A 22,910-nucleotide genomic window follows, 5' to 3' on the forward strand; every position below is an offset into this window, starting at 1 on the left:
GGACGCGACCCGAACCGCGAGTCGAACCGAGAACCGGAACCCGCGTCCGCCCCGGCCCGGCCCGCCCCGGGCGCAGCCGAGCGCGCCCGCCGCGGCAAGGTCCTCGCCCGGCGCCGGCGCACCACGACGCTCCTCTTCGCCGGCTTCACCCTCGGCGCGGTCGTCGCGGCCGTCGGCGGCGTCACCTTCCTGTGGGCGCCCGCGGTCCCCGCGCTGCTCCTGAGCACGTACATCGTCCATCTGCGGATCCAGGAGCGGCGGCGCTTCGTCTACGTGATGGACCGGCGCCGCGCCGAGGCCGCGGCCGCCCGGCTGCGCGAGAGCCGCCGCCCGGCCCCGACGCCGGAACCGGCCGCCGACACGGCGCCCTCCCCGCAGGAGGCCGACCGCCGCGCCCTCGTCGAGCAGACCGACCACGCCGAGTGGGTGGACCAGCAGCGCGAGCGCGGCCCCGCCCGCGGCGACAGCTGGGACCCGGTCCCCGTCCCGCTGCCCACCTACGTCACCGCCCCGGTCGCGCCCCGCGCCACCAGCGGCGTCGACATCACCGACCCCGAGACCTGGAGCGCCGCGCGCTCCTCCACGGTGGCCGACCCCGCCCCGGTGCCCTCGCCGGCCCCCCGGCAGCGCACCACCCCGCCGCGTCGCCCCCGCGACCACGGCCGCACGCCCCTCTTCGACCAGTACGCCGACGAGGACGACCGCCCCCGGGCGGCCAACGAATGACCCGGCTCCGGGAGCCCGCGACGGCCCCCGGCTGACCTGCGGAGGAACGGATTTTTGCCTGGGCCGGTCGGGATGCTAATGTTTCACACGTCGCAAGGGCCTGTGGCGCAGTCTGGTAGCGCACCTCGTTCGCATCGAGGGGGTCTGGGGTTCAAATCCCCACAGGTCCACAGACAACGGGAATCCCGTCCGATCGAAAGATCGGGCGGGATTTTCGCGTTCCGGGGGCGCGCACGACGGAACCGACCCGGACTCGGCCGAGTACGGGTCGGTGGCGGTGCGGCTCAGTTCAGCGGCTTGGCGTAGCAGCGGCTGTTGGGGTAGTCGCGGTAGTGGCCGAACTTGGGGCACGCGGTGTAGCCGCTGGAGAGGTAGAGCGCGATGGCCTCGGGCTGGGCGGTGCCGGTTTCGAGGACCATGCGGGTGCGGCCGGCGGCGCGGGCGTCGTCTTCCAGGGCGGCGAGGATGCGGCGGGCGAGGCCGATGCCGCGGGCCTCGGGGACGACGTACATCCGCTTGAGTTCGGCGTCGCCGTCCGAGTAGCCCTCGGGGTTGGTGTCCTGGGTGCGCCACCCGCCGGTGGCGACGGGGCGGCCCTCGGGGTCGTACGCGAGGAGGTACAGGCCGTGGGGCGGGGCGAACATCCCGGCGTCCAGCGGTGTGGCGTCGCCCTCGTCGCCGTAGCGGACGGCGTACTCCGCCTGCACGGCGTCCTCGAGTTCGACGGCGTCCGGGTGGTCATAGGGCAGGGGATGGATGTTCATGCGGAATATCGTACATGTATGCATGGTGCGGGTGTCGGTATTCTCCCGGGATGCTCACTGTCACGTCCGTGAATGTCAATGGTCTCCGCGCCGCCGCCAAGAAGGGCTTCGTCGAGTGGCTGGCCGGTACCTCGGCCGACGCCCTCTGCCTCCAGGAGGTGCGCGCCGAGGAGGCGCAGCTGCCCGAGGAGGTGCGGGCGCCCGAGGGGTGGTTCACCGTGCACGCGCCGGCCGCCGCCAAGGGGCGCGCCGGGGTCTCCCTCTACACGCGGCGCGAGCCCGACCGGGTCCGGGTCGGCTTCGGGTCGAGCGAGTTCGACGGCAGCGGCCGGTACGTCGAGGCCGACCTGCCCGGCGTGACCGTCGCCAGCCTCTACCTGCCCTCCGGCGAGGTCGGCACCGAGCGCCAGGACGAGAAGTACCGGTTCATGGGCGAGTTCCTGCCCTACCTCAAGGAGCTCAGGGCGCGGGCCGCCGCCGACGGCCGGGAGGTCGTCGTCTGCGGCGACTGGAACATCGCCCACCGCGAGGCCGACCTCAAGAACTGGAAGTCCAACAAGAAGAACGCCGGCTTCCTGCCCGAGGAGCGGGAGTGGCTGGGCCGGGTCCTGGAGGAGGACGAGGGCGGCTACGTCGACGTCGTCCGGGCCCTGCACCCCGAGCAGGAGGGCCCCTACTCCTGGTGGTCCTACCGGGGCCGCGCCTTCGACAACGACAGTGGCTGGCGCATCGACTACCAGATCGCCACGCCCGGTCTCGCCGCCAAGGCCGTGAAGGCGTACGTCGAGCGGGCCGCGACCCACGACGAGCGGTGGAGCGACCACGCACCCGTGACCGCCGTCTACGACCTGTAGCCCATTCCCGCGCGGTACCGTTCGGAAAATGGGCGGAACCGGGTGGGGAGAGTCGTGGGCGCGCGCATTCTGATCGCCGAGGACGACGAAAAGCAGTCACGGCTGATTCGGATCTATCTGGAGCGGGAGGGAAATACCGTCCAGGTCGTCGCGGACGGACGCGCCGCATTGGAGCGGGTGCGTTCCGTCCGGCCGGATCTCGTCGTTCTCGACGTGATGCTGCCGTTCGTCGACGGACTCGACGTGTGCCGCATTCTGCGCGCCGAGGGATCGGACGTGCCCATCCTGCTGCTGACCGCGCGCAGCACCGAGGAGGACATGCTCCTCGGCCTCGACCTCGGCGCCGACGACTACCTCACCAAGCCGTACAGCCCGCGCGAACTCACCGCCCGGGTCCGCGCGCTCCTGCGCCGGTCCCGGGCGACCGGCGCCGCCACCCGCGACGAACTCCTCCGGGTGGGCGCCGTGGAGCTCGACACGGCCCGGTTCGAGGTCCGCGTCGACGGCCGGCCGGTGGCCCTGACCTCGAAGGAGTTCTCCCTCCTCGAGGCCCTGGCCCGCGATCCGGGCCGGGTCTTCACCCGCGCCCAGCTCATCGAGCGGGTCTTCGGCTTCGACAGCGACGTCCTGGAACGCACCGTCGACGTCCACGTGCGCAACCTGCGGCTGAAACTGGAGCCCGACCCGGCACGCCCCCGACACCTGGAGACCGTGTACGGCCGCGGGTACCGCCTCGCGGACGGCGGGTACGGGCCATGAGCTTCCGCCTGCGGGTCTTCACCCTCGTCCTCCTCGTCGCCGTCGCCGCCACCTCCGCCACCGCCTGGCTGACCCTGCGCCAGGCCGCCGGCCAGCTCCGCGAGTCCGCCGCCGCCGACCGGCAGTCCATCGCGGCCATCACCGAGCGGCTGCGCGCCTACGGCGCCGGCCACGGCACCTGGGATGGCGTCGCCGCCACCGTGCGCGACCTCACCGAGGAGACCGGACAGCGCATCCGCATCGGCACCGACCGGCAGGGCCAGATCGCCGACTCCGACACCCTCCTCGGCCGCGACCCGCGCCCCGGCGGCACCAGTCCGGCGCTCCTGGTCGACCCCAGGCCCGAGATGGAGCTCCCACCCACCTTCGACCCCGGCTCGATGCGCAAGGTGACCGCCTCCCTGATCCGGGTCTACGAGGCCGGCGCGACGTACGCGGCCTGTCTGACCCGGGTCGGACACCGGGTCACCGCCATCCCCGGCACGTACGCGATCCCGCTCTTCCAGGACGGCGGGAAGGCCCCCGGCGGCCCGCCCGGCAGCGCCCCCTGCCCCCGGAGCGACACCAGCGCCTCCCGCCCGGCCGACGTCGCCGCCGCCGGTGCCTGCCGCGGGCCGGGGGCCGCGGAGACCATCGCCTGCCTGCGCCGGGTCTTCACCGAGCGGACCGCCGCCGTCGCCCCCCAGCCGCTCACCGTGCGGCTCGGCGCCGTGGACGACGCCGGGCAGACCCTGGCGGTCGGCCCGGCCGTCGGCGTCGCGGCCGGGGTGACCGCCGCCGCGCTCGCCTGCGCGCTGCTGCTCAGCCGGGCCGTCCTCAAGCCCGTACGGGCCCTCACGGCGGCCTCCCGGGGGCTCGGCGAGGGCGACCTCGGGCGCCGCGTTCCGGCCTCCGGCCGGGACGAGATCGCCGAACTCGGCCGGTCCTTCAACCGGATGGCCGGCTCCCTCCAGGACAGCGAGGAGCGGCAGCGCCGGCTCGTCGGGGACATCGCCCACGAGCTGCGCACCCCCCTCGCCAATCTGCGCGGCTATCTGGAGGCCCTGCGCGACGGGGTCCTGTCGGCCGACGCCGAGCTGCTCGACTCCCTCCACGAGGAGGTGCTGCTCCAGCAGCGGATCGTGGACGACCTCCAGGACCTGGCACTCGCCGAGGCGGGCGCCCTCACGTACCACCGCAGGACGCTGGACGCGCGCGAGCTGGTCGAGACGTGCCGGACCGCGCACAGCGCCCGGGCGGCGGCCGCCGGGGTGACGCTCGACGTGGTGGGGGCGGGCCCCGGCACCGTACGCCTGCACGGGGACCCCGACCGGCTGCGGCAGGCGCTGGGCAATCTGGTCGGCAACGCGGTGCGGCACACCGCGCGCGGCGGCGGGGTGCGCCTGGAGCTGGCCGAGCGGGACGAGATGGTGCGGATCGCGGTCAGCGACACCGGCAGCGGGATTCCGGCCGCCGACCTGCCCCGGCTCTTCGACCGGTTCTGGCGGGCGGACGCGGCCCGGGGGCGGGCCACCGGCGGCAGCGGCCTCGGACTCTCGATCGCCCGGCAGATCGTGGCCGACCACCACGGGGCCGTAGAGGTGGCCAGCGAGGTCGGGGTGGGCTCGGTGTTCACCGTGGTGCTGCCGGCCCCGCGGGGCGGGACCGGCAGCGGGGTGCGGGATCAGCACGGGACGGCGGCCCCCTAAGGCCAGCACGCGTCGCGCGGCCCGGCCGGCACACGGCGCGCGCCGTGGCCGGTCAGCACGCGGCTCCGGGGCCGCGGCCGCCGGCCGAGGGGCGCCGTCCGGTCAGCACTGGACGTCGGAGCCGTGGCCGTTGAGCAGGCTGTCCTTGATCCATCCGGAGATGCCGGTGGTGTTGTCGCGGACGTGGGACCACGTGCCGTCCTGGCCGGAGACCCAGCAGTGCAGGGTGAGGCCGTGGCTCGCCTGGGCCTGGCCGCCCGAGCCGCACTCGGTCGTGGGGCTGGAGCGGATGTTCACGTAGTTCGTGTTGGTGCTGCCCGCGCGGCCGTCCTTGTTGGACCAGCCGGGGTTGTAGCAGGCGGCGGCACCTTCCGGCGCGGCCACGGCCGCCGTGGTGGGCAGGACCAGGCCGCCGGTGGCCGCGACGGCGCCGAGGGCCACCGCGGCGAGCTTCGTCCGAAGACGCATCGATCTCTCCTGAACTCTTGGTCGTTCCCGCGCGCCGAACCGGCGGGCGGGCCGTTTCGTTCGAGTGCGGAGAAAGAATTGCCCGGGGGAGTGGCGGCCTTCAATGGGCGGCCGTGCTGTCGGCCGCTTTTCGGCGGAGGGGCGCGGGAGGTATTTCCGGACGGTTCCGCGGGGCGGCGGAATTCCCCTCCTGGCTCCGGTCGCCGTGATTCCGGAGCCGTGACGGGGAGAAGAGCGGTGGGGAAATGCGTTCCGGCGCCGGACGGATTTCCCGATTCCGACGCGGGGAAACGGCCAACCGGTCCGGGGCGGCGCCCGGGGCAGGTTGGCCGCTTCCCGGGGGTGGCCCGGCGGGCGGGGACGGCGTCAGGTGCCGGCCAGCGCGACCGTCGGGGCGAGGCGGCTCGCCCGTACCGCCGGATAGAGGCCCGCGAGCATGCCGATCACCAGGGTGGAGCCCACCCCGGCGGCCGTCGCCCACACCGGGACGACCGTCGGCCAGCCCCGGCTGACGGCGTACACCGCCGTGATCACGGTCCCCAGGACGGTGCCGCCGAGGCCGCCGATCACCGAGAGCAGCAGCGACTCGGTGACGAACTGGGTGCGGATCTGGCCCCGGGTGGCGCCCAGGGCCCGGCGCAGGCCGATCTCCGGGCGGCGTTCGAGGACGGAGATCACCATGGTGTTGCCGACCCCGACGCCGCCGACCAGCAGCGCGACCCCGCCGAGACCGAGCAGCAGACCGGTCAGCGCCGACTCGGTGGCCTCGCGGGCGGCGAGCGCGTCCGAGGGGCGGGAGACCTGCACCTCGCCGGGGTTCTCCGGGTTCGCCGTGGCCGGGAGGACCGCCCGTACCGCCGCGACGGCGCCGTCGTCGGCCCGGACGTACACGGTCGAGGGGTGGCCGTCGAACCGCAGGTAGGTGCGGGCCGCCGGCCAGCCGACGAGCGCCGCGCCGTCCAGCTCGGGGGCGAGGGGTACGGGGTCGAGGACACCGATCAGGGAGAACCAGCGGTCCCCGATCCAGATCCGGGTCCCCGGGGCGTACACGTCGAGCCGGCGGGCGGCCGTCGCGCCGAGCACGACCGCCGGATAGCGCTCGGTCGCCGCGTCCAGCCAGCGGCCGTGGCGGAGCCGGCCGCCGACGGCCGGGAGCAGACCGTCGCCGGCCGCGAGGACGGTGAGGGAGCCGGTGCGTCCGACGGCGATCCGCTCGTTGCGGTAGACGTGGGCCTCGGTCGCGCCGGTGGCGGCGACCTCGCGGACCGGCGGAACGCGGTCGATCATGCGGACCGCCTCGGCCGGCAGCCGCGTCCGCTGCCCGCCCAGGGTGGCGCCGGGGGCGACCCGGAGCAGGTTGGTGCCGAGCGCGTCGAGGCGGCGGTCCACCTCCGCCTGGCCGGAGCCGGAGATGCCGACCACCGCGATCATGGCGGCGACGCCGATCGCGATGCCCAGCGCGGAGAGGAACACCCGCAGCGGGCGGGTGCGCAGGCCGGTACCGCCGAGCCGGACGACGTCGGCGGGGCGGAGCCGGGCCGGCCGCAGGGCGCCCCGGCCGTGCGGGGTCCGGCGGCCGTGCCGTCCCCGTCGGGGGGCGGGGATCATCCGAGTGCTCCGATCGCGGGTCCGGTGGAGGTGTCGGCGACCACCCGGCCGTCCCGCATCTCGATGCGGCGGGGGAGGGCGGCCGCGATCTCGCGGTCGTGGGTGATGACCACCACCGTGGTGCCGGCCGCGTGCAGCTCGCGCAGGAGCTCCAGGACCGCCGCGCCCGACGCGGAGTCCAGGTTGCCGGTCGGTTCGTCGGCGAGCAGCACCGCCGGTTCGCCGACCACCGCCCGGGCCACCGCGACCCGCTGGCGCTCGCCGCCGGACAACTGGTGCGGGAGGTGGTGGACGCGGTGGCCGAGCCCGACCCGGTCCAGGGCCGCGGCCGCGCGGGCCCGGCGGCGGCGCGAGGGGACTCCGGCGTACAGCAGGCCGTCCGCGACCGATTCCAGGACCGGGACGCCGACCGCCAGATGGAACTGCTGGAAGACGAAGCCGATCCGGGTGGCCCGCAGCGCGGAGACCTCCCGGTCGGTCAGGGCCGCCACGTCGTGCCCGTCGACCAGGACCGAGCCCGCGGAGGGCCGGTCGAGGCTGCCCATCAGGTTCAGCATGCTGGACTTGCCCGAGCCCGACGGGCCGACGATCGCGACGAGTTCGCCGCGCGCGACGCGCAGGCTCACGTCCCGGACCGCCGAGACCCCGCCGGGGTACGTCTTCGAGACCGCGCGGAACTCCACGACGGCCGGGCCGCCGCCGCTCGCCGCGGGGTCGCCCGCCGAGGGGGCTCCGGTCGCCGACGGGTCCCCGGTCGCCGGGGGAGTCGCGTTCACCGGGGGATCCTCACCTTCATGCCCGCGTGGAGAGCGGGGCCGCTCACCTCGACCATGCCGTCGGCGAACAGGCCCGTCCGGGCGGCGACGAAGCGGCCGTCCGCGGTCTCCAGGCCGTGTCCGCCCTCGGCGAGCGCCACCAGGGCGGCCACCGGGACGGTCAGCACGTCCTCGCGTTTCCGGCCGGTGTACTCGACGGTGACGGGGCCGCTCTCCAGACGGCCCAGGGCCCGCTGGTCGGGGACGGTGATCGTGACGGGGACCGTCGGGGGCGCGTCGCCGGCGCCTCCCTCGGGCGCGGCCGCCTGCCGGCCCACCGAGGCGACCTCGCCCTTCACCGGGCTTCCGTCGGGCAGACCGATGGTGACCGGGGTGCCGCGCACGGCCCAGGAGGCTTCCTGCGCCGAGGCGTTGACGACGACCTTGCGGGTCGTTCCGGTGTAGGTCAGGGCGTTGTCGCCGGCCGCCGCGCCGAGCCGGACGCCGGCCGGGCCGAGGCGTACCCGGCCGGAGGCGTAGACGACGTCGCCGAGGCCGACGCGGCCGGTCTCCGGCACGCCGAGGGCCTTCTGCCAGCGCTTGACGGCCCGTTCGGTGGAGGAGGTGAACTTCTCGTCGACGGTGAAGCCGGTGTAGCCGAGCGCGGCGAGGTTGGACTCGAACTGCAGGACGTCCATACCGCGCAGCGGCTGCGGCGTGGTGGTCGCGGCGGGCGGAGTGGCCGAGGGCGGGGTGGCGACGGTGCCGGCGCCCGAGGGAGTACCGCCCTCGCCGCCGGCCTCGCCCTTGCCTCCGGCGCCCCCCGGCGCCGGTGGTGTGGTGGAGCCGGTCCCGGGCGGCGGGGTGCCCGCCGCCAGGCCCAGTTCGCGGTACATCGGCAGGGTGCCGTAGAGCAGGACGACCGGCCGGTCGTCCACCCGCAGCAGGGTGTCGCCGCGCTCGGCGGTGGTGCCCGCCTCGGGAAGCCAGGTGACGGTGCCGGTCGCCTTGACCGGCAGCGGTATCTCGGTCCCGTACCCCAACGCGCCCTCGACCTTGGTCCGTTCGACCAGGGTGGCGCGGGTGACGGCGACCGTGGAGCCCTCCCGCGGCGGGGCGGCGGGGGTCTCGTCGCCGCCGCCGAGGCCGAGCGCGCCGACCACGGCGACCGCCGTGACCGCCACGAGGGCGGCGGCGAGGAGGACCGTACGGTTCCGGCGGCGGCCCGGGGCGCGCGGGGGCGCCGTCCCCTCCTGCCCCGGTTCCACCTCCGCGCCCTTGTCCGTGCCGGTGTCCGGGCTCGTGTCCGGGCCGGTGTCCGGGCCCGGGTCCGGGTCCGTGAACATGCCGCTCATCGCTCAGCCCTTGCCCGGGCCCTGGTCGACCGGGGCGCCGATGATCGGGGCGCAGGTGCGGGCGGCCCGCTTGGCGGCGGCGGTGGTCGAGTCCCACTGGACGTCCCCGTAGACGTTGCCGTCGGGCTCGGGGTCGGGGAAGTCGGGGGCGCCGTTCTTCTGCATGCAGTCGGCGAACGCGAACTGCGTCCTGATCTGCTCGGGGGTGAGCTTGGGGGCGAGCCGCCGCTCGATCTCCTCGGGGACCGGCGGGCTGACGGAGGAGCACTCCCGCGACGCCTTGAGGAAGGCGGGGTTCTTCTTGAGGGCCGCGCCGTCGCCGAGGTCGACCTGGCCGTTCGCGTCGGGGTCGGGGGCGTCGACGCCGTTCTCGCGCAGGCACTTCACCCAGGCCCGCCGGCCGTCGACGTACGCGGCGACCTCGTCCTTTCCGCTGCCGGACGCCTTGCCGGTACCGGCGGACGTACCCGCGGAGGTACCGGACGACGTGCCGTCGCCGGCCGTCGGGATCTTCCCGGCCTCGTCGTCGCCGCCGCCTCCGCAGCCGGTCAGCGCGAACACCGCGACCGCCGCCGCCGCGGCGAGCCGCACCCGGTTCGTCCTCATCGGTTCTCCCGTTCCTCCTGTCGGGCCCGGCCGCGGGCGCGGTGGGTGAGCCGACCGTAGGACGGAGGTCATGAAGAACTCTTGAAGAACCTGTCAGGCGATCATGAGGCCGCCGGAAGGGGCCCGGCCGGCCGTCAGGGGGTGTCGCGCAGGTGGCGGTCGAGGGCCATCGAGAGCTCCGCCTCGACCACGCTCTTCGCGAGCGGGCGGAGCCGCCGGACGTCCTCCTCGCCGGCGTGCGCCCGGAGCAGTTCGGTGAAGAGCTCCGCGAGGGCGTCGGCGTGTTCGCGGACGCGGGCGCCGGCCTTGAGGACCTCGGCGAGGGGCACGCCCTCGTGGACGAGGGCGGCGGAGACGTCGAGGAGGCGGCGGCTGATGTGGATGATCTCCTCGCCGTCGGTGACGAGGTAACCGAGGTCGAGGGCGGCGGCGAGGTTCTCGGGGGTGACCTCGCCGGCGAAGTGGTCGGCGAGCTCCTCGGGCGTGAGGCGGACGGGCTCCTCCTCGCTGGGCGCGCCGAGGGCGAGGACCTCGCGGACGTTCCGGCCGCTCTCGAAGGCGGTGGTGAGGTCGGCGATGCCGTTGAGGGTGTGGCCGCGTTCCAGGAGGGCGGCGATGGTGCGCAGCCGGGCCAGGTGCTGTTCGTCGTACCAGGCGATCCGGCCCTCGCGGCGGGGCGGCGGGATCAGGCCGCGTTCGCGGTAGAAGCGCAGGGTGCGCACGGTGATGCCGGCGGCGCTCGCCAGTTCCGCCATGCGGTACTCGCGTGTGCCGGTGCCGCTCTGCCCGCTGTCGGGTCCCGATCCTTCTGCCACGTTCGCCAGCCTATGTTGTACCGCCGGTAACTTTCCCTTGCCGTACCCCTACCGCTCGGTATGGAGCTGCTCTACAGTCCGATTGTGCCAGTGATTGCTGGCGCAATGGGCCGGGCGCGGGAGGCGGCATGGCGAAGCACGAGCACGTACGGGTGGCGGTGATCGGATCGGGGTTCGGCGGCCTGGGCGCCGCCGTCCGGCTGCGCCGCGAGGGGATCACCGACTTCGTGGTCCTGGAGCGGGCCGACTCCGTGGGCGGCACCTGGCGCGACAACAGCTACCCCGGCTGCGCCTGCGACGTACCGTCCCACCTCTACTCCTTCTCCTTCGCGCCCAACCCCGACTGGCCCCGGACCTTCTCCGGACAGCGGCACATCCGCGCGTACCTGGAACACGTCACCGACACCTTCGGCATCCGCCCCCACCTGCGCCTGAACCACGAGGTGCAGCGCATGCGGTGGGACGCCGAGACGCTGCGCTGGGAGATCGAGACCAGCGCCGGCTCCTTCAGCGCCGAGGTCGTCGTCTCCGCGACCGGACCGCTCTCCGACCCCAAGATCCCTGACATCCCCGGGCTCGCCGACTTCCCCGGCAAGGTCTTCCACTCCGCCCGCTGGGACCACGACTACGACCTCACCGGCAAGCGCGTCGCCATGATCGGCACCGGCGCCTCCGCCATCCAGATCGTGCCCGCGATCCAGCCGCAGGTCGGCAGGCTCACCCTGTTCCAGCGCACGCCCCCCTGGGTCATGCGCCGCATGGACCGGGCCATCACCGGACCCGAGCGCTGGCTCCACCGCACCCTGCCCGTCACCGGCACCCTCCGCCGCGGCCTGCTCTGGGGCATCCGCGAACTCCAGGTCGGCGCCTTCACCAAGCACCCGAACGAACTCGGCCTCGTCGAGAAGCTCGCCAAGGCCAACATCGCCAAGTCCGTCAAGGACCCGGTCCTGCGGGCCAAGCTGACGCCCTCGTACCGCATCGGCTGCAAGCGGATCCTGCTCTCCAACGCGTACTACCCGGCGGTCGCGCAGCCCAACGTCGACGTCGTCGCCTCCGGCCTGCGCGAGGTCCGCGGCTCGACCCTCGTCGGCGCGGACGGCACCGAGACCGAGGTCGACGCCGTCATCTTCGGCACCGGCTTCCACGTCACCGACATGCCGATCGCCGACCGGGTCGTCGGCGCCGACGGACGGACCCTCGCCGAGGCGTGGAAGGGCGGCATGGAGGCGCTGCGCGGCGCCACCGCCGCCGGCTTCCCCAACTTCATGACGGTCATCGGCCCCAACACGGGCCTCGGGAACTCCTCGATGATCCTCATGATCGAGTCCCAGCTGAACTACATGGCCGACTACCTGCGCCAGCTGACCCTGCTGACTTCCTCCGGGCTCGGCGGCCGCACCGCCCTCGCCGTCCGGCCCTCCGCCGTCGGCGCCTGGAACCGCAAGGTCCAGGCCCGGATGGAGCGGACCGTCTGGAAGGCCGGCGGCTGCGAGAGCTGGTACCTCGACGCCAACGGGCGCAACACCACCCTGTGGCCGGGCACGACGGGCGAGTTCCGGCGCGAGACCCGGCAGGTCGACCTCTCCGAGTACGAGGTGATCCGCGCCCCCCGGACCGCGCCGGCCGCCAAGACCCGCACCTCCCGCAAGAAGGAGGCCGCCCAGTGAGCCGCCACCTGACCTCGCTGCCCGAGTCCCGCGCCCTCACCGCCGTCTCCGCCGACGGCTCCCGCGTCCACGTCGAGGTGTACGGCCCCGAGGGCGCGCCCGCCGTCGTCCTCGCCCACGGCTGGACCTGCTCGATCGCCTTCTGGGCCGAGCAGATCCGGTCCCTCGCCGCCGACCACCGGGTCATCGCCTACGACCAGCGCGGCCACGGCCGGTCCCCGGCCCCCGCCGCGACCGGCGGCGCCGGCTACTCGACGACGGCGCTCGCCGACGACCTGGAGGCGGTGCTCGCCGCCACCCTCGGCCCCGGCGAACGGGCCGTCCTCGCCGGCCACTCCATGGGCGGCATGACGATCATGGCGGCCGCCGGCCGCCCCGGCCTCCGGCAGCACGCCGCCGCGGTCCTGCTCTGCTCCACCGGGGCCTCGCGGCTGACCGCCGAGTCCACCGTCGTACCGCTCCGGCCGGGCGGCCTGCGCAGCCGGCTGACCGCAGCCGTCCTCGGCGCGAAGGCGCCGCTGGGCCCGGTCAACGCCGTGTCGAAGAAGATCCTCAGGTACGCGACGATGGGACCGGGCTCGGCGCCGGAACGGGTCGACGCCTGTGCCCGGATCGTGCACGCCTGCCCGCGCGGGGCCCGCTACGGCTGGTCGCAGGTCCTGGCCGGGCTCGACCTCGAACCGGGGCTGAGGGAGCTCCGGCTGCCGGTGACCGTCCTCGTCGGCACCGCGGACCGGCTCACACCGCCCGTCCACTCCCAGGTGATGGCGGACGCGCTGCCGCACTGCACGGGAGTCGTCCGGCTGGCCGGCATGGGCCACATGACACCGGTGGAGGCCCCGGAGGCCGTCACCGCGCAGATCCGCGAACTGACCCTCACCTACCTGGGTGTGAAGTCCGGCGAGCAGGAGAAGGAGAGGGAGCAGGCATGAGCAGGACGAGCCTGGAAGGACAGGTGGCGGTCGTCACCGGAGGAGCCCGCGGCGTCGGTGAACTCCTCGCCCGCAAGCTCTCCGCGCGCGGCGCGAAGATCGCGCTCGTCGGGCTGGAGCCGGAGCAGCTGAAGGAGGTCGCCGGGCGGCTGCACACCGAGGCCGACTGGTGGTACGCCGACGTCACCGACCACGAGGCGATGGCGAAGGTCGCCGCCGAGGTCAAGGAGCGGTTCGGGAAGGTCGACATCGTCGTCGCCAACGCCGGTGTCGCGGCGGGCGGCCCGTTCGCCGAGTCCGACCCGGCGGCCTGGCGGCGGGTCATCGAGGTCAACCTGATCGGCGGCGCCGTGACCGGTCGGGCCTTCCTGCCCGTCCTCATGGAGTCCCGGGGGTACTTCCTCCAGATCGCCTCGCTCGCGGCCCTCACCCCGGCGCCGATGATGACGGCGTACTGCGCCTCCAAGTCGGGCGTCGAGGCGTTCGCGCACAGCCTGCGCGCCGAGGTCGCGTACAAGGGCGTGAAGGTCGGCGTCGGCTACCTCTCCTGGACCGACACGGACATGGTGCGGGGCGCCGACCAGGACGACGTGATGAAGGAGCTGCGGCAGCGGCTGCCGTGGCCGGCGAACCGCACGTACCCCCTCGGGCCGGCCGTCGACCGGATCGTGGCGGGCATCGAGCGGCGCTCGGCCCATGTGTACGCGCAGTGGTGGCTGCGCGGGATGCAGTCGGTCCGCGGCTACCTGCCCGGCATGATCGCCGCCGTCGGACAGCGCGAGATGCGGCGCTTCGAGCCGCGGCTCGCCTCGGTGCCCAAGGGGCTCGTCGGCGCGGGCGGGGCGGCCGACGAGCAGGCGCGGACGGAGCGGGCCTGACGTCCGGCCCGGTCCGGCCCGGCCGTCCCGAGCGGGGGTCGACACGGACCGTGACTGATCGAAATGCGTGGAATGTTTGCCCGTGCAAGGCTGGTCGAGGCCAGGGGGCACAGCGCCCCCTCCCCCTCACAGCCTTCTAGGAGTGAACTTCCATGGGCATGCAGGACCAGTTCAAGGACAAGGCGGAGCAGCTCAAGCAGCAGGCCCGGCAGGCCGCGGGCAAGGCGAAGGACGAGGCGTCCGAACGCGCTTCCCAGGGCCGCGACCGCTCCGACGCGGAGAGCCGCCGGGCCCAGCAGGAGGCCCAGGACCGCATGGACCAGGACTACGACGCCTGACGTCGGCCCGTCCTTGAAGGAGGCGCACCCGGGACAACCGGGTGCGCCTTCGCATGTGCGACCCCTGCCGCCCGCCGCCGGTCCCGGTCGCGGTGGGCTCGTGGCGTGGTCGCGGGGGGAATCGTGGCGCGTAACTCGCGCGCGTCGGGGGCCGGATCTTCGTACCGTGAGCGGCATGGCCGTACTTGAGCGACTCCGATCCGACCACGCGCCCGCCCTGCTCGCGTTCGAGCGGGAGAACCGGGGGTACTTCGCCGCGTCCGTGCCCGACCGGGGGGACGCGTACTTCACCGATTTCGAGGACCGGCACCGGGCGCTGCTCGACGAGCAGGAGACCGGCACGATCCACTTCCACGTGCTGGTGGGCGAGGGCGGGGAGGTCCTCGGGCGGTTCAACCTGGTGGACGTCGCCGACGGGGCCGCCGAGCTGGGATACCGGGTGGCCGAGAAGGCGACCGGGCGGGGTGTGGCGACGGCCGGGGTCCGGGAGGTGTGCCGGCTGGCGCGCGAGGAGTACGGGCTGCGCCGGCTGACCGCCGTCACGACCCTCGACAACGACGGGTCGAGGGCCGTGCTCGGGCGGGTCGGCTTCGGCGCGGTCGGGAGCGTGACGATCGAAGGGAACGCGGGGACGTCGTACGAGCTGGACCTGGCCGACGGCGTCGGCCGGACCGCCGCCTAGGGCTCCTGCCTCGGCGGCAGTTTCGGGCGGGAGCGGTCCGGGAGGGAGTCGTAGCCCGGGGGGCTCGCCGCCGGGTTCTCCGCGAGGAGCGAGAGGGCGACCTCGACCGCGTCGTCGAGCTGCGCGTACCGGCCCTCGGCCCAGTCGAGGGGGGTGCGCAGGACCGCGAGGTCGGGTTCGACGCCGTGGTTCTCCAGGGACCAGCCGTACTCGGGGAACCAGGCCGCGTTCATCGGGACGGTGATCTGGGTGCCGTCGCCGAGCCGGTGGCGGCCGGTCATGCCGACGACCCCGCCCCAGGTGCGCTGCCCGACGACGGGACCGAGGCCGAGCAGCTTGAACGCGGCGGTGATCATGTCGCCGTCGGAGGAGGTGGCCTCGTCGGCCAGCGCGACGACGGGGCCGCGCGGGGCGTTGGAGGCGTACGAGACGGGCTGGGCGTTCCGCGTGAGGTCCCAGCCGAGGATCCTGCGGGTCAGCTTCTCGATGACGAGTTCGCTGATGTTGCCGCCGGCGTTGCCGCGCACGTCGACGATCAGCGCGGGCCGGGACACCTCCATGCGCAGGTCGCGGTTGAACTGGGCCCAGCCGGAGCCGCCCATGTCGGGGATGTGGAGGTAGCCGCAGCGGCCGCCGCTGAGCTCCCGGACCACGGCCCGGCGTTTGGCTACCCAGTCCTGGTAGCGCAGCGGACGTTCGTCGACGAGCGGGACGACGGCGACGCGGCGGGCCCGGCCCTCGCCCTCGGCGGGGGTGAAGGTGAGCTCGACGGTGGTGCCGCCGGTGCCGGAGAGCAGTGGGTACGGGCCGCTGACCGGGTCCACGGGCCGGCCGTCGACATGGGTGAGGACGGCGCCCTCGCGGATGCCGGTGCCGGCGAGCGGGGAGCGGGCCTTGGAGTCGGAGGACTCGCCGGGCAGGATCCGCTTCACCGTCCAGCCGGCCTCCCGGGGCACCAGGTTGGCCCCGAGGAGGCCCATGGGGCGCTGGTAGTGCGGCGGTCCCTCGTTGCGGCGGGCGGGGGTGACGTACGCGTGGGAGGTGCCCAGTTCGCCGAGGACCTCGCGGAGCAGGTCGGCGAACTCGTCGGGGGAGGAGACCCGTTCGACGAGCGGCCGGTACTGGTCGAGGACGGCCGTCCAGTCGACGCCGCCCATGGCGGGCTCCCAGAAGTAGGCGCGGACGATCCGGCCGGCCTCGTCGAACGCCTGCCGCCACTCGGCGGCGGGGACGATCTCGTGCAGGATGCGCCGCAGGTCCAGGTAGACGGTGGAGTCGCCGTCGCCGGACTCGGTGGCCGGTACGGCCCGCAGCTCGCCCTCGTCGGCGACGACGAGCCGGGTGCCGTCGCCGCTGACCGCGAACCAGTCGAGGTCCTTGGCGAGTTCGGTCTTGCGGGCCTTGGTGATGGTGAAGTGCTCCAGGGTGGGGCGGCCCGAGGTGTCGGCCGGGTTGGCGAAGGTCTCGCCGAGCGCGCCGGAGATGGGCCAGCGCAGCCAGACCAGGCCGCCGCCGCTGACCGGGTTCAGGGCGGAGTACTTGGAGGCGGAGACCGGGAACGGGGTGACCCGGTCGGGCAGTCCCTCGATCTCGACGGTGACCGTGCCGTCGCCGGTGTCCGTCTCGTCGTCGGCGGGGTCGAGACCGCCCGCCGCCGGGCGCCCGTCGGGGAGCAGCGCGAAGGGGGAGGGCGTGGCGGAGGAGAGCGGGACGAGGTAGGGGCGGCAGCCGAGCGGGAACGACAGGTCGCCGGTGTGCACGTCGTACACCGGGTCGAAGCCGCGCCAGGACAGGAAGGCGAGGTAGCGGCCGTCGCGGGTGAAGACGGGGTTCTCGTCCTCGAAGCGCCCGTTGGTGACGTCGACGACGGTGCGGGCGCCGGGTCCCGAGATGCGGGCCATCTTGATGGAGCGCAGGGAGCGGCCGATGCCGGGGTGGGACCAGGTGAGCCAGGCGCCGTCGGGGGAGAAGGCGAGGTCGCGGACGGGGCCGTTGACGGACGCGATCAGCTCGGTGACCTCGCCGTTGGAGTCCTCGGTGGCGTCGAGGAGGAGGAGCCGGCCGTCGTGGGAGGCGATGGCGAGCCGTTCGCCGTCGGGGTCGGCGATGAGTTCCTCGACCCGGCCGAGGCCGCCGGAGGCGAGCCGGCGCGGCGGCCGGTCGCCGCTGGCGCGCGGCAGGTAGGCGATCTCGACGGCGTCCTCGCCCTCGGCGTCGGTGACGTACGCGACCTGGCCGCCGCTGCCGAGCATCTCGGGGAGCCGGACGCGGACGCCCGGCTCGTCGATGATCGTGCGGGCCGGGCCGTCGCGGTGCGTCAGCCAGTACAGGCTGCCGCGCACGGAGACGGCGCTGGCGCGGCCGGTCTCGTCGACGGAGAGCGCGTCGATGTGGTGGGCGGCCGGCACCTGGTAGGCGCGCCGGCCGACGCGCTGTCCGCCGAGCCGGACCTCCAGCCGCCGGGGCCGGGAGCCGGCGGTGAGGGCGTCGACGATCCACAGGTCGCCGGCGCACTGGTAGACGACCCGGCGTCCGTCGCTGGAGGCGTGCCGGGCGTAGAACTCGTCGTGGTCGGTGTGCCGGCGCAGGTCGGTGCCGTCGGGCAGGCAGGAGTAGAGGTTGCCGACGCCCTCGTGGTCGGAGAGGAACGCGATCCGGCCGTCGACGGCCATGGGGCAGTCGAGGTGGCCGCCGATGTCGGGCAGCAGCCGTTCGCCGTGCAGCCAGAGGCGTCCGGTGGCACCGCCCCGGTACCGCTTCCAGGCGGCCGGTTCGTGCGGCGGCCTCCCGGTGAGGAGGAGGGTGCGGCGCTCCCCCTCGTGTTCGGCGCCGTGCTCGGTGACGGCGATGTCGGAGACCGGGCCCCAGGGCATCCGGCCGCCGGGGGAGCCGTCGGTGGGGACGGTGTAGCCCCACGAGTAGTACGAGAACGGCTGTCCGTGCGACGAGACGGCGAGGATGTCGGACCGGCCGTCCTTGTCGGGGGGCGTCCAGCCGCAGACCCGGGTGTCGGTGGAGCCCCAGTAGCTGAGCCGCCGGGCGGCCCCGCCCTCGACGGGGACGAGATGGATCTCGGGGTCGAGGCTGCGCCAGTTCGTGTACGCGATGTGGCGGCCGTCCGGCGAGAAGCGCGGGTGGCCGACCCGCGTCCGGTCGACGGTGAGCCGCCAGGCCCGGCCGGGGCGGTCGCCCTCGGGGGCGAGCGGGGCGATCCAGAGGTCGTCCTCGGCGGCGAAGCACAGCAGATCGCCGTGGAGGTGCGGAAAACGGAGATACGCGACGTCGTCACTCACCTCCTCATGCTTTCCGCGGGGAGGGGGTCAGGCAACTCGTACGTGTATGCGGGCGTCTCCCGGGGTGTGGCTCGCGGGCCACTCGTATCCGGACGGGGGGCGGCTCGGGTGTGGCCCAGGACACGTACGAAACGGTTTCGTTTCGCTGACGGGGTGGGTATCTTCGTACTGTACGAAACCGTTTCGTTCGGATCGGAGACCGGATCATGGCACGCAGCAGACTCACTCCCGAGCGGGAGTCCGAGCTGTACGCGGCCGTGCTCGACCTCCTCCGCGAGGTCGGCTACGACGCCCTCACCATGGACGCCGTCGCCGCCCGCACCCACTCCAGCAAGGCCACCCTCTACCGCCAGTGGGGGAGCAAGCCGGAACTGGTCGCCCGGGCGATGCGGCACAACAAGCCGGTCGACATCACCGAGATCGACACCGGCTCGCTGCGCGGCGACATCGAGGAGATGCTCGCCCACACCGACGACTGCCAGATGGACAAGGACGCCGCGCTGATGCGGGGTCTCGCCCATGCCGTCCACACCCACCCCGAACTGCACCGGGCACTGCGCGAGCTGCTCATCGAACCCGAGATGAACGGCCTCGACGAGGTGCTGCAGCGAGCGGTCCGCAGGGGCGAGGTCGACGCCGCCAACCCGGCGCTGAAGCTCGTCCCGCACATGCTGATCGGCGCGTTCATCGCCCGACCGCTGATCGAGGATCAGCCGGTCGACCGCGCCTTCCTCAGCGCCTACTTCGACGCCGTGGTGCTCCCCTCACTCGGCGTCTGATCACCCGCAGTACCGCCAGACCCTTCTCCACCTGACTTCGCACCGCTCACGACGTCGGGCCGGCTCCCCATGCCCTGTCCCACCCCACACTGGGAGACGCCCCCGTGGCCACGTTCCTCTACAAACTGGGCCGTTCCGCCTTCCGGCGCCGACGGCTCGTCGCCCTCCTCTGGGTGGCCCTCCTGGCGGTCGCCGGGATCGGCGCCGCCACCGCACCCGTCGCCACCTCCAGCTCCTTCTCGATCCCCGGCACCGAGGCACAGCGCGCCTTCGACCTGCTCGAAGAGCGCTTCCCGGGCGCCGGCGCCGACGGAGCCACCGCCCGCGTCGTCTTCAAGGCGCCGGCCGGCCAGAAGGTCACCGACCCGGCCCACAAGGCCGTCGTCGAGGAGACCGTCGCCGCGCTGAAGTCCGGCTCGGACCAGATCGTCTCGGTCGCCGACCCCTTCACCGCGAACGCCGTCTCGCAGAACGGATCCACCGCCTACGTCTCCGTCGCGTACAAGGTCAACGCCATGGAGCTGACCGACGAGACGCGCGAGGCGCTGATCCAGGCCGGTGAGAGCGCGCAGGGCAAGGGCCTGACCGTCGAGGTCGGCGGCGACGCCCTGCAGACCATGCCGGAGACCGGCGCGGGCGAGATCGTCGGCGTGGTCATCGCCGGCATCGTGCTGGTCATCACCTTCGGCTCGCTGGTCGCCGCCGGACTGCCGCTGCTCACCGCGATCGTCGGCGTCGGCATCGGCGTCTCCTCGATCGCGGCGCTCGCCAGCGTCCTGGACCTCGGCAGCACCACCTCCACCCTCGCGATGATGATCGGCCTCGCGGTCGGCATCGACTACGCCCTCTTCATCGTCTCCCGCTACCGCGCGGAGCTCGCCGACGGCCGGGAGAAGGAGGAGGCCGCGGGCCGCGCGGTCGGCACGGCCGGCTCCGCCGTCGTCTTCGCCGGCCTCACCGTCGTCATCGCCCTGGTCGGCCTGGCCGTCGTCAACATCCCGATGCTGACGAAGATGGGCTTCGCCGCCGCCGGCACGGTCGTGATCGCCGTACTGATCGCGCTCACCCTGATCCCCGCCCTGCTCGGCTTCGCCGGCGACAAGGTCGTCGGACGCAAGGAGCGCAAGGGCCTGAAGAAGGACGACGGCAAGCCGAACGGGGGCACCCGCTGGGCCCGGTTCGTCATCCGCCGTCCCGTGACGGTGCTGCTCGTCGGCGTCCTCGGCCTCGGTGCGATCGCGCTGCCCGCCGCCTCCCTGGAGATGGGCCTCCCGGACGACGGCGTCAAGCCGACCTCCACCACCGAACGACGGGCGTACGACACGCTGTCCGACGGCTTCGGCCCCGGCTTCAACGGTCCGCTCCTCGTCGTCGTGGACGGCGACAAGGCCACCGCCGACAAGACGGTCTCCACCATCAAGGGCCTGGAGGGCTGGGCGGCGGTCACCCCGCCGACCCCGAACAAGGCCGGCGACGCGGCGATGATCACGGTGGTCCCGAAGGACCGGCCGTCCTCCGTCGAGACCGAGAACCTGGTCCACGACATCCGCGAGGCCACCGGCGACGACGTCCTCGTCACCGGCGCCACCGCGATGAACATCGACTTCTCGCAGAAGATGAACGACGCCCTGGTGCCGTACCTGGCCCTCGTCGTCGGCCTCGCCTTCGTCCTGCTGACCCTGGTCTTCCGCTCGGTCCTCGTCCCGCTGAAGGCGGCCCTCGGCTTCCTGCTCTCGGTGGTCGCGGCCCTCGGCGCGGTCGTCGCGGTCTTCCAGTGGGGCTGGCTCGGCAGCCTCTTCGGGGTCGAGCAGACCGGCCCGATCATGTCGATGATGCCGATCTTCATGGTGGGCGTGGTCTTCGGTCTCGCGATGGACTACGAGGTCTTCCTCGTCACCCGCATGCGGGAGGCGTACGTCCACGGCGAGCGGCCCGGCGAGGCGATCGTGACCGGCTTCCGGCACAGCGCCCGGGTGGTCGTCGCCGCCGCGGTGATCATGATCGCGGTCTTCTCCGGCTTCATCGGCATGACCGACCAGATGATCAAGATGATCGGCTTCGGCCTGGCCGTCGCGGTCCTCTTCGACGCCTTCGTGGTCCGCATGGCGATCGTCCCGGCCGTCCTGGCGCTCCTCGGCCACAAGGCGTGGTGGCTGCCGAAGTGGCTGGACCGGATCCTGCCGAACGTGGACGTGGAGGGCGAGGGCCTCGCCCGGTCCTCCGGTGAGGACTCGGGCTCGGGCCCGGGCACCAAGCCGGACCTCGTGAAGGTCTGACCCTCCGGACCCGTCCGGTCCGGCCCCCGGACCCCCGGACCTCCCGGTCCGGCCCCGTACGCCGTCAGCCCGTCGTCACCGACGCGCCGGCGGCGTACGTGTGCCGGAGGAAGCGGAGCAGGGCCGTGGTGTCGAACTGGACGACGGTGACCCCGTCGCCGGTGTGGAGCTCCACGACCGTCTGGACCCGGCCGCAGGGCCAGACCCCGATGTCGCCGCGGCGGGCCGGGGCGCGCAGGCCGGTCTCCAGGAGGGTGCGGGGGAAGGACCACTCCACGGCGCCGGGGAAGCCGAAGCGGACCGTCGCGGGGGAGGAGTCGGGGTCGTATCGGAGAGACACCGGCACCGGGCGGGAGAGCGGGGCGTCGCTGATGATCCGGCCCTTGGCGTAGTCGTCGACTTCGCGGGCGTGCGCGGCGTCCATCGGAGGCTCCTCACGTTTTGTCCTCTTATCGACCAATGTCCCACTCCTTCCCGGTCGGTGCGCGTCGCATGCCCCGACGGCCGAGAGTGTGCGCGGGGTCACGTGCCTCCGCGCGCCGCCGTACTGTGACCGGTGCGCTCTTGCAACCTCTTCGCAGGAGCGCTCTATCATTCGGGACGTGCATGTACCTGACGGATTCATCAACGCCCCCGTATCGGCCGCGGCCGGAGTCCTCGCCGCCGGCGCCGTCGCCGTCAGCCTGCGCGGAGCCCGCCGCGAGCTGGGGGGCACCTCCCGTGCCGAAGGCCACGGGGGAGAGCGGACCGCGCCCCTCGCCGGTCTCGTGGCGGCCTTCATCTTCGCCGTCCAGATGCTGAACTTCCCGGTCGCCGCCGGGACCAGCGGACACCTGCTCGGCGGCGCGCTCGCCGCGATCCTCGTCGGCCCCTGGACCGGCGTCCTGTGCATAGCCGTCGTCCTGCTGATGCAGGGCATCCTCTTCGCCGACGGCGGCCTCACGGCCCTCGGCGTGAACATCACCGTCATGGGCGTCGTCACCGTCGTCGTCGCCTACGCGCTCTTCCGCGGCCTCGTCCTCGTGCTGCCGCGCACCCGCCGCTCGGTGACCGTGGCGTCCTTCGCCGCCGCGCTCGTCTCCGTACCCGCCGCGGCCGCCGCCTTCACGCTCGTCTACGCGATCGGCGGCACCACCGACGTCCCGGTCTCCAAGGTCCTCACGGCCATGGTCGGCGTCCACGTCCTCATCGGCATCGGCGAGGCCGTCATCACCATGCTGACCGTCGGCGCCGTCGTCGCCGTCCGCCCCGACCTCGTGTACGGCGCCCGCGGCCTCACCACCCCGCTCAAGCTCCGCGTCGACGGCGAACTCGTCGACGCCGCCCCCGCGGCCCCGGCCGCCACCCCGGCGGGCTCCCCGAGGAAGCTGTGGATCGGCGGCCTCGTCACCGCCCTCGTCCTCGCCGGCTTCGTCTCCTTCTACGCCTCCGCCAGCCCCGACGGCCTGGAGAAGGTCGCCGCCGACCAGGGCATCGACAGCAAGGTCGAGGACCACGCGGCCGCCGACTCCCCGCTCGCCGACTACGGCGTCAAGGGCATCGAGGCCCCCCGGCTCTCCGGCGGCCTGGCCGGCGTGATCGGCGTGGGCGCCACCCTCGCCGTCGGCACCGGCGCGTTCTGGGTCGTCCGCCGGCGCCGCGCGCACGCAGAGACGACGGCCTGA

General features: G+C 73.8%; 21 protein-coding genes and 1 tRNA gene. 13 read left to right on the forward strand and 9 right to left on the reverse strand.

The window, feature by feature from the left end; genetic code table 11:
- On the forward strand, positions 1 to 726 hold a 726-nt coding region (locus ACFVZH_RS30130; protein WP_384902191.1), incomplete at its 5' end, for a hypothetical protein.
- A 96-nt stretch (positions 727 to 822) separates the two neighbouring features.
- Positions 823 to 896: transfer RNA gene (locus ACFVZH_RS30135), tRNA-Ala, on the forward strand.
- 114 nt (positions 897 to 1,010) lie between these two features.
- Here the strand turns inward: ACFVZH_RS30135 and ACFVZH_RS30140 are convergent.
- On the reverse strand, positions 1,011 to 1,490 hold the full coding sequence (locus tag ACFVZH_RS30140; RefSeq protein WP_384902193.1) for a GNAT family N-acetyltransferase: 480 nt from the start codon (positions 1,488 to 1,490) through the stop codon (positions 1,011 to 1,013).
- Positions 1,491 to 1,540: 50 nt separating this feature from the next.
- Here ACFVZH_RS30140 and ACFVZH_RS30145 point away from each other — a divergent pair, with 50 nt between their 5' ends.
- Genes ACFVZH_RS30145 through ACFVZH_RS30155 form a run of 3 tightly spaced genes read left to right on the forward strand, consistent with a single transcriptional unit; the run spans position 1,541 to position 4,791 of the window.
- The gene (locus ACFVZH_RS30145) at positions 1,541 to 2,344 is read left to right on the forward strand and encodes an exodeoxyribonuclease III (protein WP_384902195.1); all 804 of its coding nucleotides are present in this window, start codon (positions 1,541 to 1,543) and stop codon (positions 2,342 to 2,344) included.
- Positions 2,345 to 2,398: 54 nt separating this feature from the next.
- Entirely contained in the window at positions 2,399 to 3,103 is a 705-nt protein-coding gene (locus ACFVZH_RS30150; protein ID WP_384902197.1) for a response regulator transcription factor, read from the forward strand.
- On the forward strand, positions 3,100 to 4,791 hold the full coding sequence (locus ACFVZH_RS30155; RefSeq protein ID WP_384902199.1) for a sensor histidine kinase: 1,692 nt from the start codon (positions 3,100 to 3,102) through the stop codon (positions 4,789 to 4,791). The genes ACFVZH_RS30150 and ACFVZH_RS30155 overlap by 4 nt, the downstream gene beginning before the upstream one ends.
- A 102-nt stretch (positions 4,792 to 4,893) precedes the next feature.
- Here ACFVZH_RS30155 and ACFVZH_RS30160 read toward each other — a convergent pair whose 3' ends face one another.
- The 6 genes from ACFVZH_RS30160 to ACFVZH_RS30185 all read right to left on the reverse strand — a co-directional run bounded on the left by ACFVZH_RS30160 (position 4,894) and on the right by ACFVZH_RS30185 (position 10,338).
- A complete protein-coding gene (locus ACFVZH_RS30160; protein WP_384902200.1) occupies positions 4,894 to 5,259 on the reverse strand; it encodes a hypothetical protein in 366 nt (121 codons plus the stop codon).
- 366 nt (positions 5,260 to 5,625) lie between these two features.
- A complete protein-coding gene (locus ACFVZH_RS30165; RefSeq protein WP_384902202.1) occupies positions 5,626 to 6,867 on the reverse strand; it encodes an ABC transporter permease in 1,242 nt (413 codons plus the stop codon).
- The gene (locus ACFVZH_RS30170) at positions 6,864 to 7,550 is read right to left on the reverse strand and encodes an ABC transporter ATP-binding protein (protein ID WP_384902339.1); all 687 of its coding nucleotides are present in this window, start codon (positions 7,548 to 7,550) and stop codon (positions 6,864 to 6,866) included. The genes ACFVZH_RS30165 and ACFVZH_RS30170 overlap by 4 nt, the downstream gene beginning before the upstream one ends.
- A gap of 89 nt (positions 7,551 to 7,639) precedes the next feature.
- Complete coding sequence (locus ACFVZH_RS30175) at positions 7,640 to 8,977, reverse strand: peptidoglycan-binding protein (protein WP_384902203.1); 1,338 nt, start codon at positions 8,975 to 8,977, stop codon at positions 7,640 to 7,642.
- Positions 8,978 to 8,980: 3 nt separating this feature from the next.
- Complete coding sequence (locus ACFVZH_RS30180) at positions 8,981 to 9,583, reverse strand: hypothetical protein (protein WP_384902204.1); 603 nt, start codon at positions 9,581 to 9,583, stop codon at positions 8,981 to 8,983.
- Positions 9,584 to 9,717: 134 nt separating this feature from the next.
- A complete protein-coding gene (locus ACFVZH_RS30185; RefSeq protein ID WP_384902340.1) occupies positions 9,718 to 10,338 on the reverse strand; it encodes a MerR family transcriptional regulator in 621 nt (206 codons plus the stop codon).
- A 188-nt stretch (positions 10,339 to 10,526) separates the two neighbouring features.
- On the opposite strand from ACFVZH_RS30185, the gene ACFVZH_RS30190 reads away from it, so the two are divergent.
- The 5 genes from ACFVZH_RS30190 (at position 10,527) to ACFVZH_RS30210 (ending at position 14,898) form a co-directional block, all read left to right on the forward strand.
- The gene (locus ACFVZH_RS30190) at positions 10,527 to 12,068 is read left to right on the forward strand and encodes a flavin-containing monooxygenase (RefSeq protein WP_384902206.1); all 1,542 of its coding nucleotides are present in this window, start codon (positions 10,527 to 10,529) and stop codon (positions 12,066 to 12,068) included.
- Positions 12,065 to 13,000 (forward strand): alpha/beta fold hydrolase, encoded by a 936-nt coding sequence (locus ACFVZH_RS30195; protein WP_384902208.1) that lies wholly within the window; start codon positions 12,065 to 12,067, stop codon positions 12,998 to 13,000. The genes ACFVZH_RS30190 and ACFVZH_RS30195 overlap by 4 nt, the downstream gene beginning before the upstream one ends.
- Complete coding sequence (locus ACFVZH_RS30200) at positions 12,997 to 13,878, forward strand: SDR family oxidoreductase (RefSeq protein ID WP_384902209.1); 882 nt, start codon at positions 12,997 to 12,999, stop codon at positions 13,876 to 13,878. Before ACFVZH_RS30195 ends, ACFVZH_RS30200 begins: the two co-directional genes overlap by 4 nt.
- A 152-nt stretch (positions 13,879 to 14,030) precedes the next feature.
- Positions 14,031 to 14,216 carry a hypothetical protein gene (locus tag ACFVZH_RS30205; RefSeq protein WP_384902211.1) on the forward strand — a complete coding sequence of 62 codons (186 nt, stop codon included), beginning with the start codon at positions 14,031 to 14,033 and terminating at the stop codon, positions 14,214 to 14,216.
- Between the two features lie 175 nt (positions 14,217 to 14,391).
- Complete coding sequence (locus ACFVZH_RS30210; RefSeq protein WP_384902213.1) at positions 14,392 to 14,898, forward strand: GNAT family N-acetyltransferase; 507 nt, start codon at positions 14,392 to 14,394, stop codon at positions 14,896 to 14,898.
- On the opposite strand, the gene ACFVZH_RS30215 is transcribed toward ACFVZH_RS30210, so the two are convergent.
- The gene (locus tag ACFVZH_RS30215) at positions 14,895 to 18,191 is read right to left on the reverse strand and encodes a S41 family peptidase (RefSeq protein ID WP_384902215.1); all 3,297 of its coding nucleotides are present in this window, start codon (positions 18,189 to 18,191) and stop codon (positions 14,895 to 14,897) included. The genes ACFVZH_RS30210 and ACFVZH_RS30215 overlap by 4 nt on opposite strands.
- Positions 18,192 to 18,397: 206 nt before the next feature.
- On the opposite strand from ACFVZH_RS30215, the gene ACFVZH_RS30220 reads away from it, so the two are divergent.
- Positions 18,398 to 18,970 carry a TetR/AcrR family transcriptional regulator gene (locus ACFVZH_RS30220; protein WP_384902217.1) on the forward strand — a complete coding sequence of 191 codons (573 nt, stop codon included), beginning with the start codon at positions 18,398 to 18,400 and terminating at the stop codon, positions 18,968 to 18,970.
- Positions 18,971 to 19,074: 104 nt separating this feature from the next.
- Complete coding sequence (locus ACFVZH_RS30225; RefSeq protein ID WP_384902219.1) at positions 19,075 to 21,246, forward strand: MMPL family transporter; 2,172 nt, start codon at positions 19,075 to 19,077, stop codon at positions 21,244 to 21,246.
- 64 nt (positions 21,247 to 21,310) lie between these two features.
- Here ACFVZH_RS30225 and ACFVZH_RS30230 read toward each other — a convergent pair whose 3' ends face one another.
- Positions 21,311 to 21,670 (reverse strand): SsgA family sporulation/cell division regulator, encoded by a 360-nt coding sequence (locus tag ACFVZH_RS30230; protein WP_384902221.1) that lies wholly within the window; start codon positions 21,668 to 21,670, stop codon positions 21,311 to 21,313.
- 178 nt (positions 21,671 to 21,848) lie between these two features.
- On the opposite strand from ACFVZH_RS30230, the gene ACFVZH_RS30235 reads away from it, so the two are divergent.
- Positions 21,849 to 22,910, forward strand: coding sequence for an energy-coupling factor ABC transporter permease (locus ACFVZH_RS30235; RefSeq protein ID WP_384902223.1), 1,062 nt, complete (start codon positions 21,849 to 21,851; stop codon positions 22,908 to 22,910).

Source organism: Streptomyces sp. NPDC059534, from assembly GCF_042743475.1.
Lineage (GTDB): Bacteria > Actinomycetota > Actinomycetes > Streptomycetales > Streptomycetaceae > Streptomyces.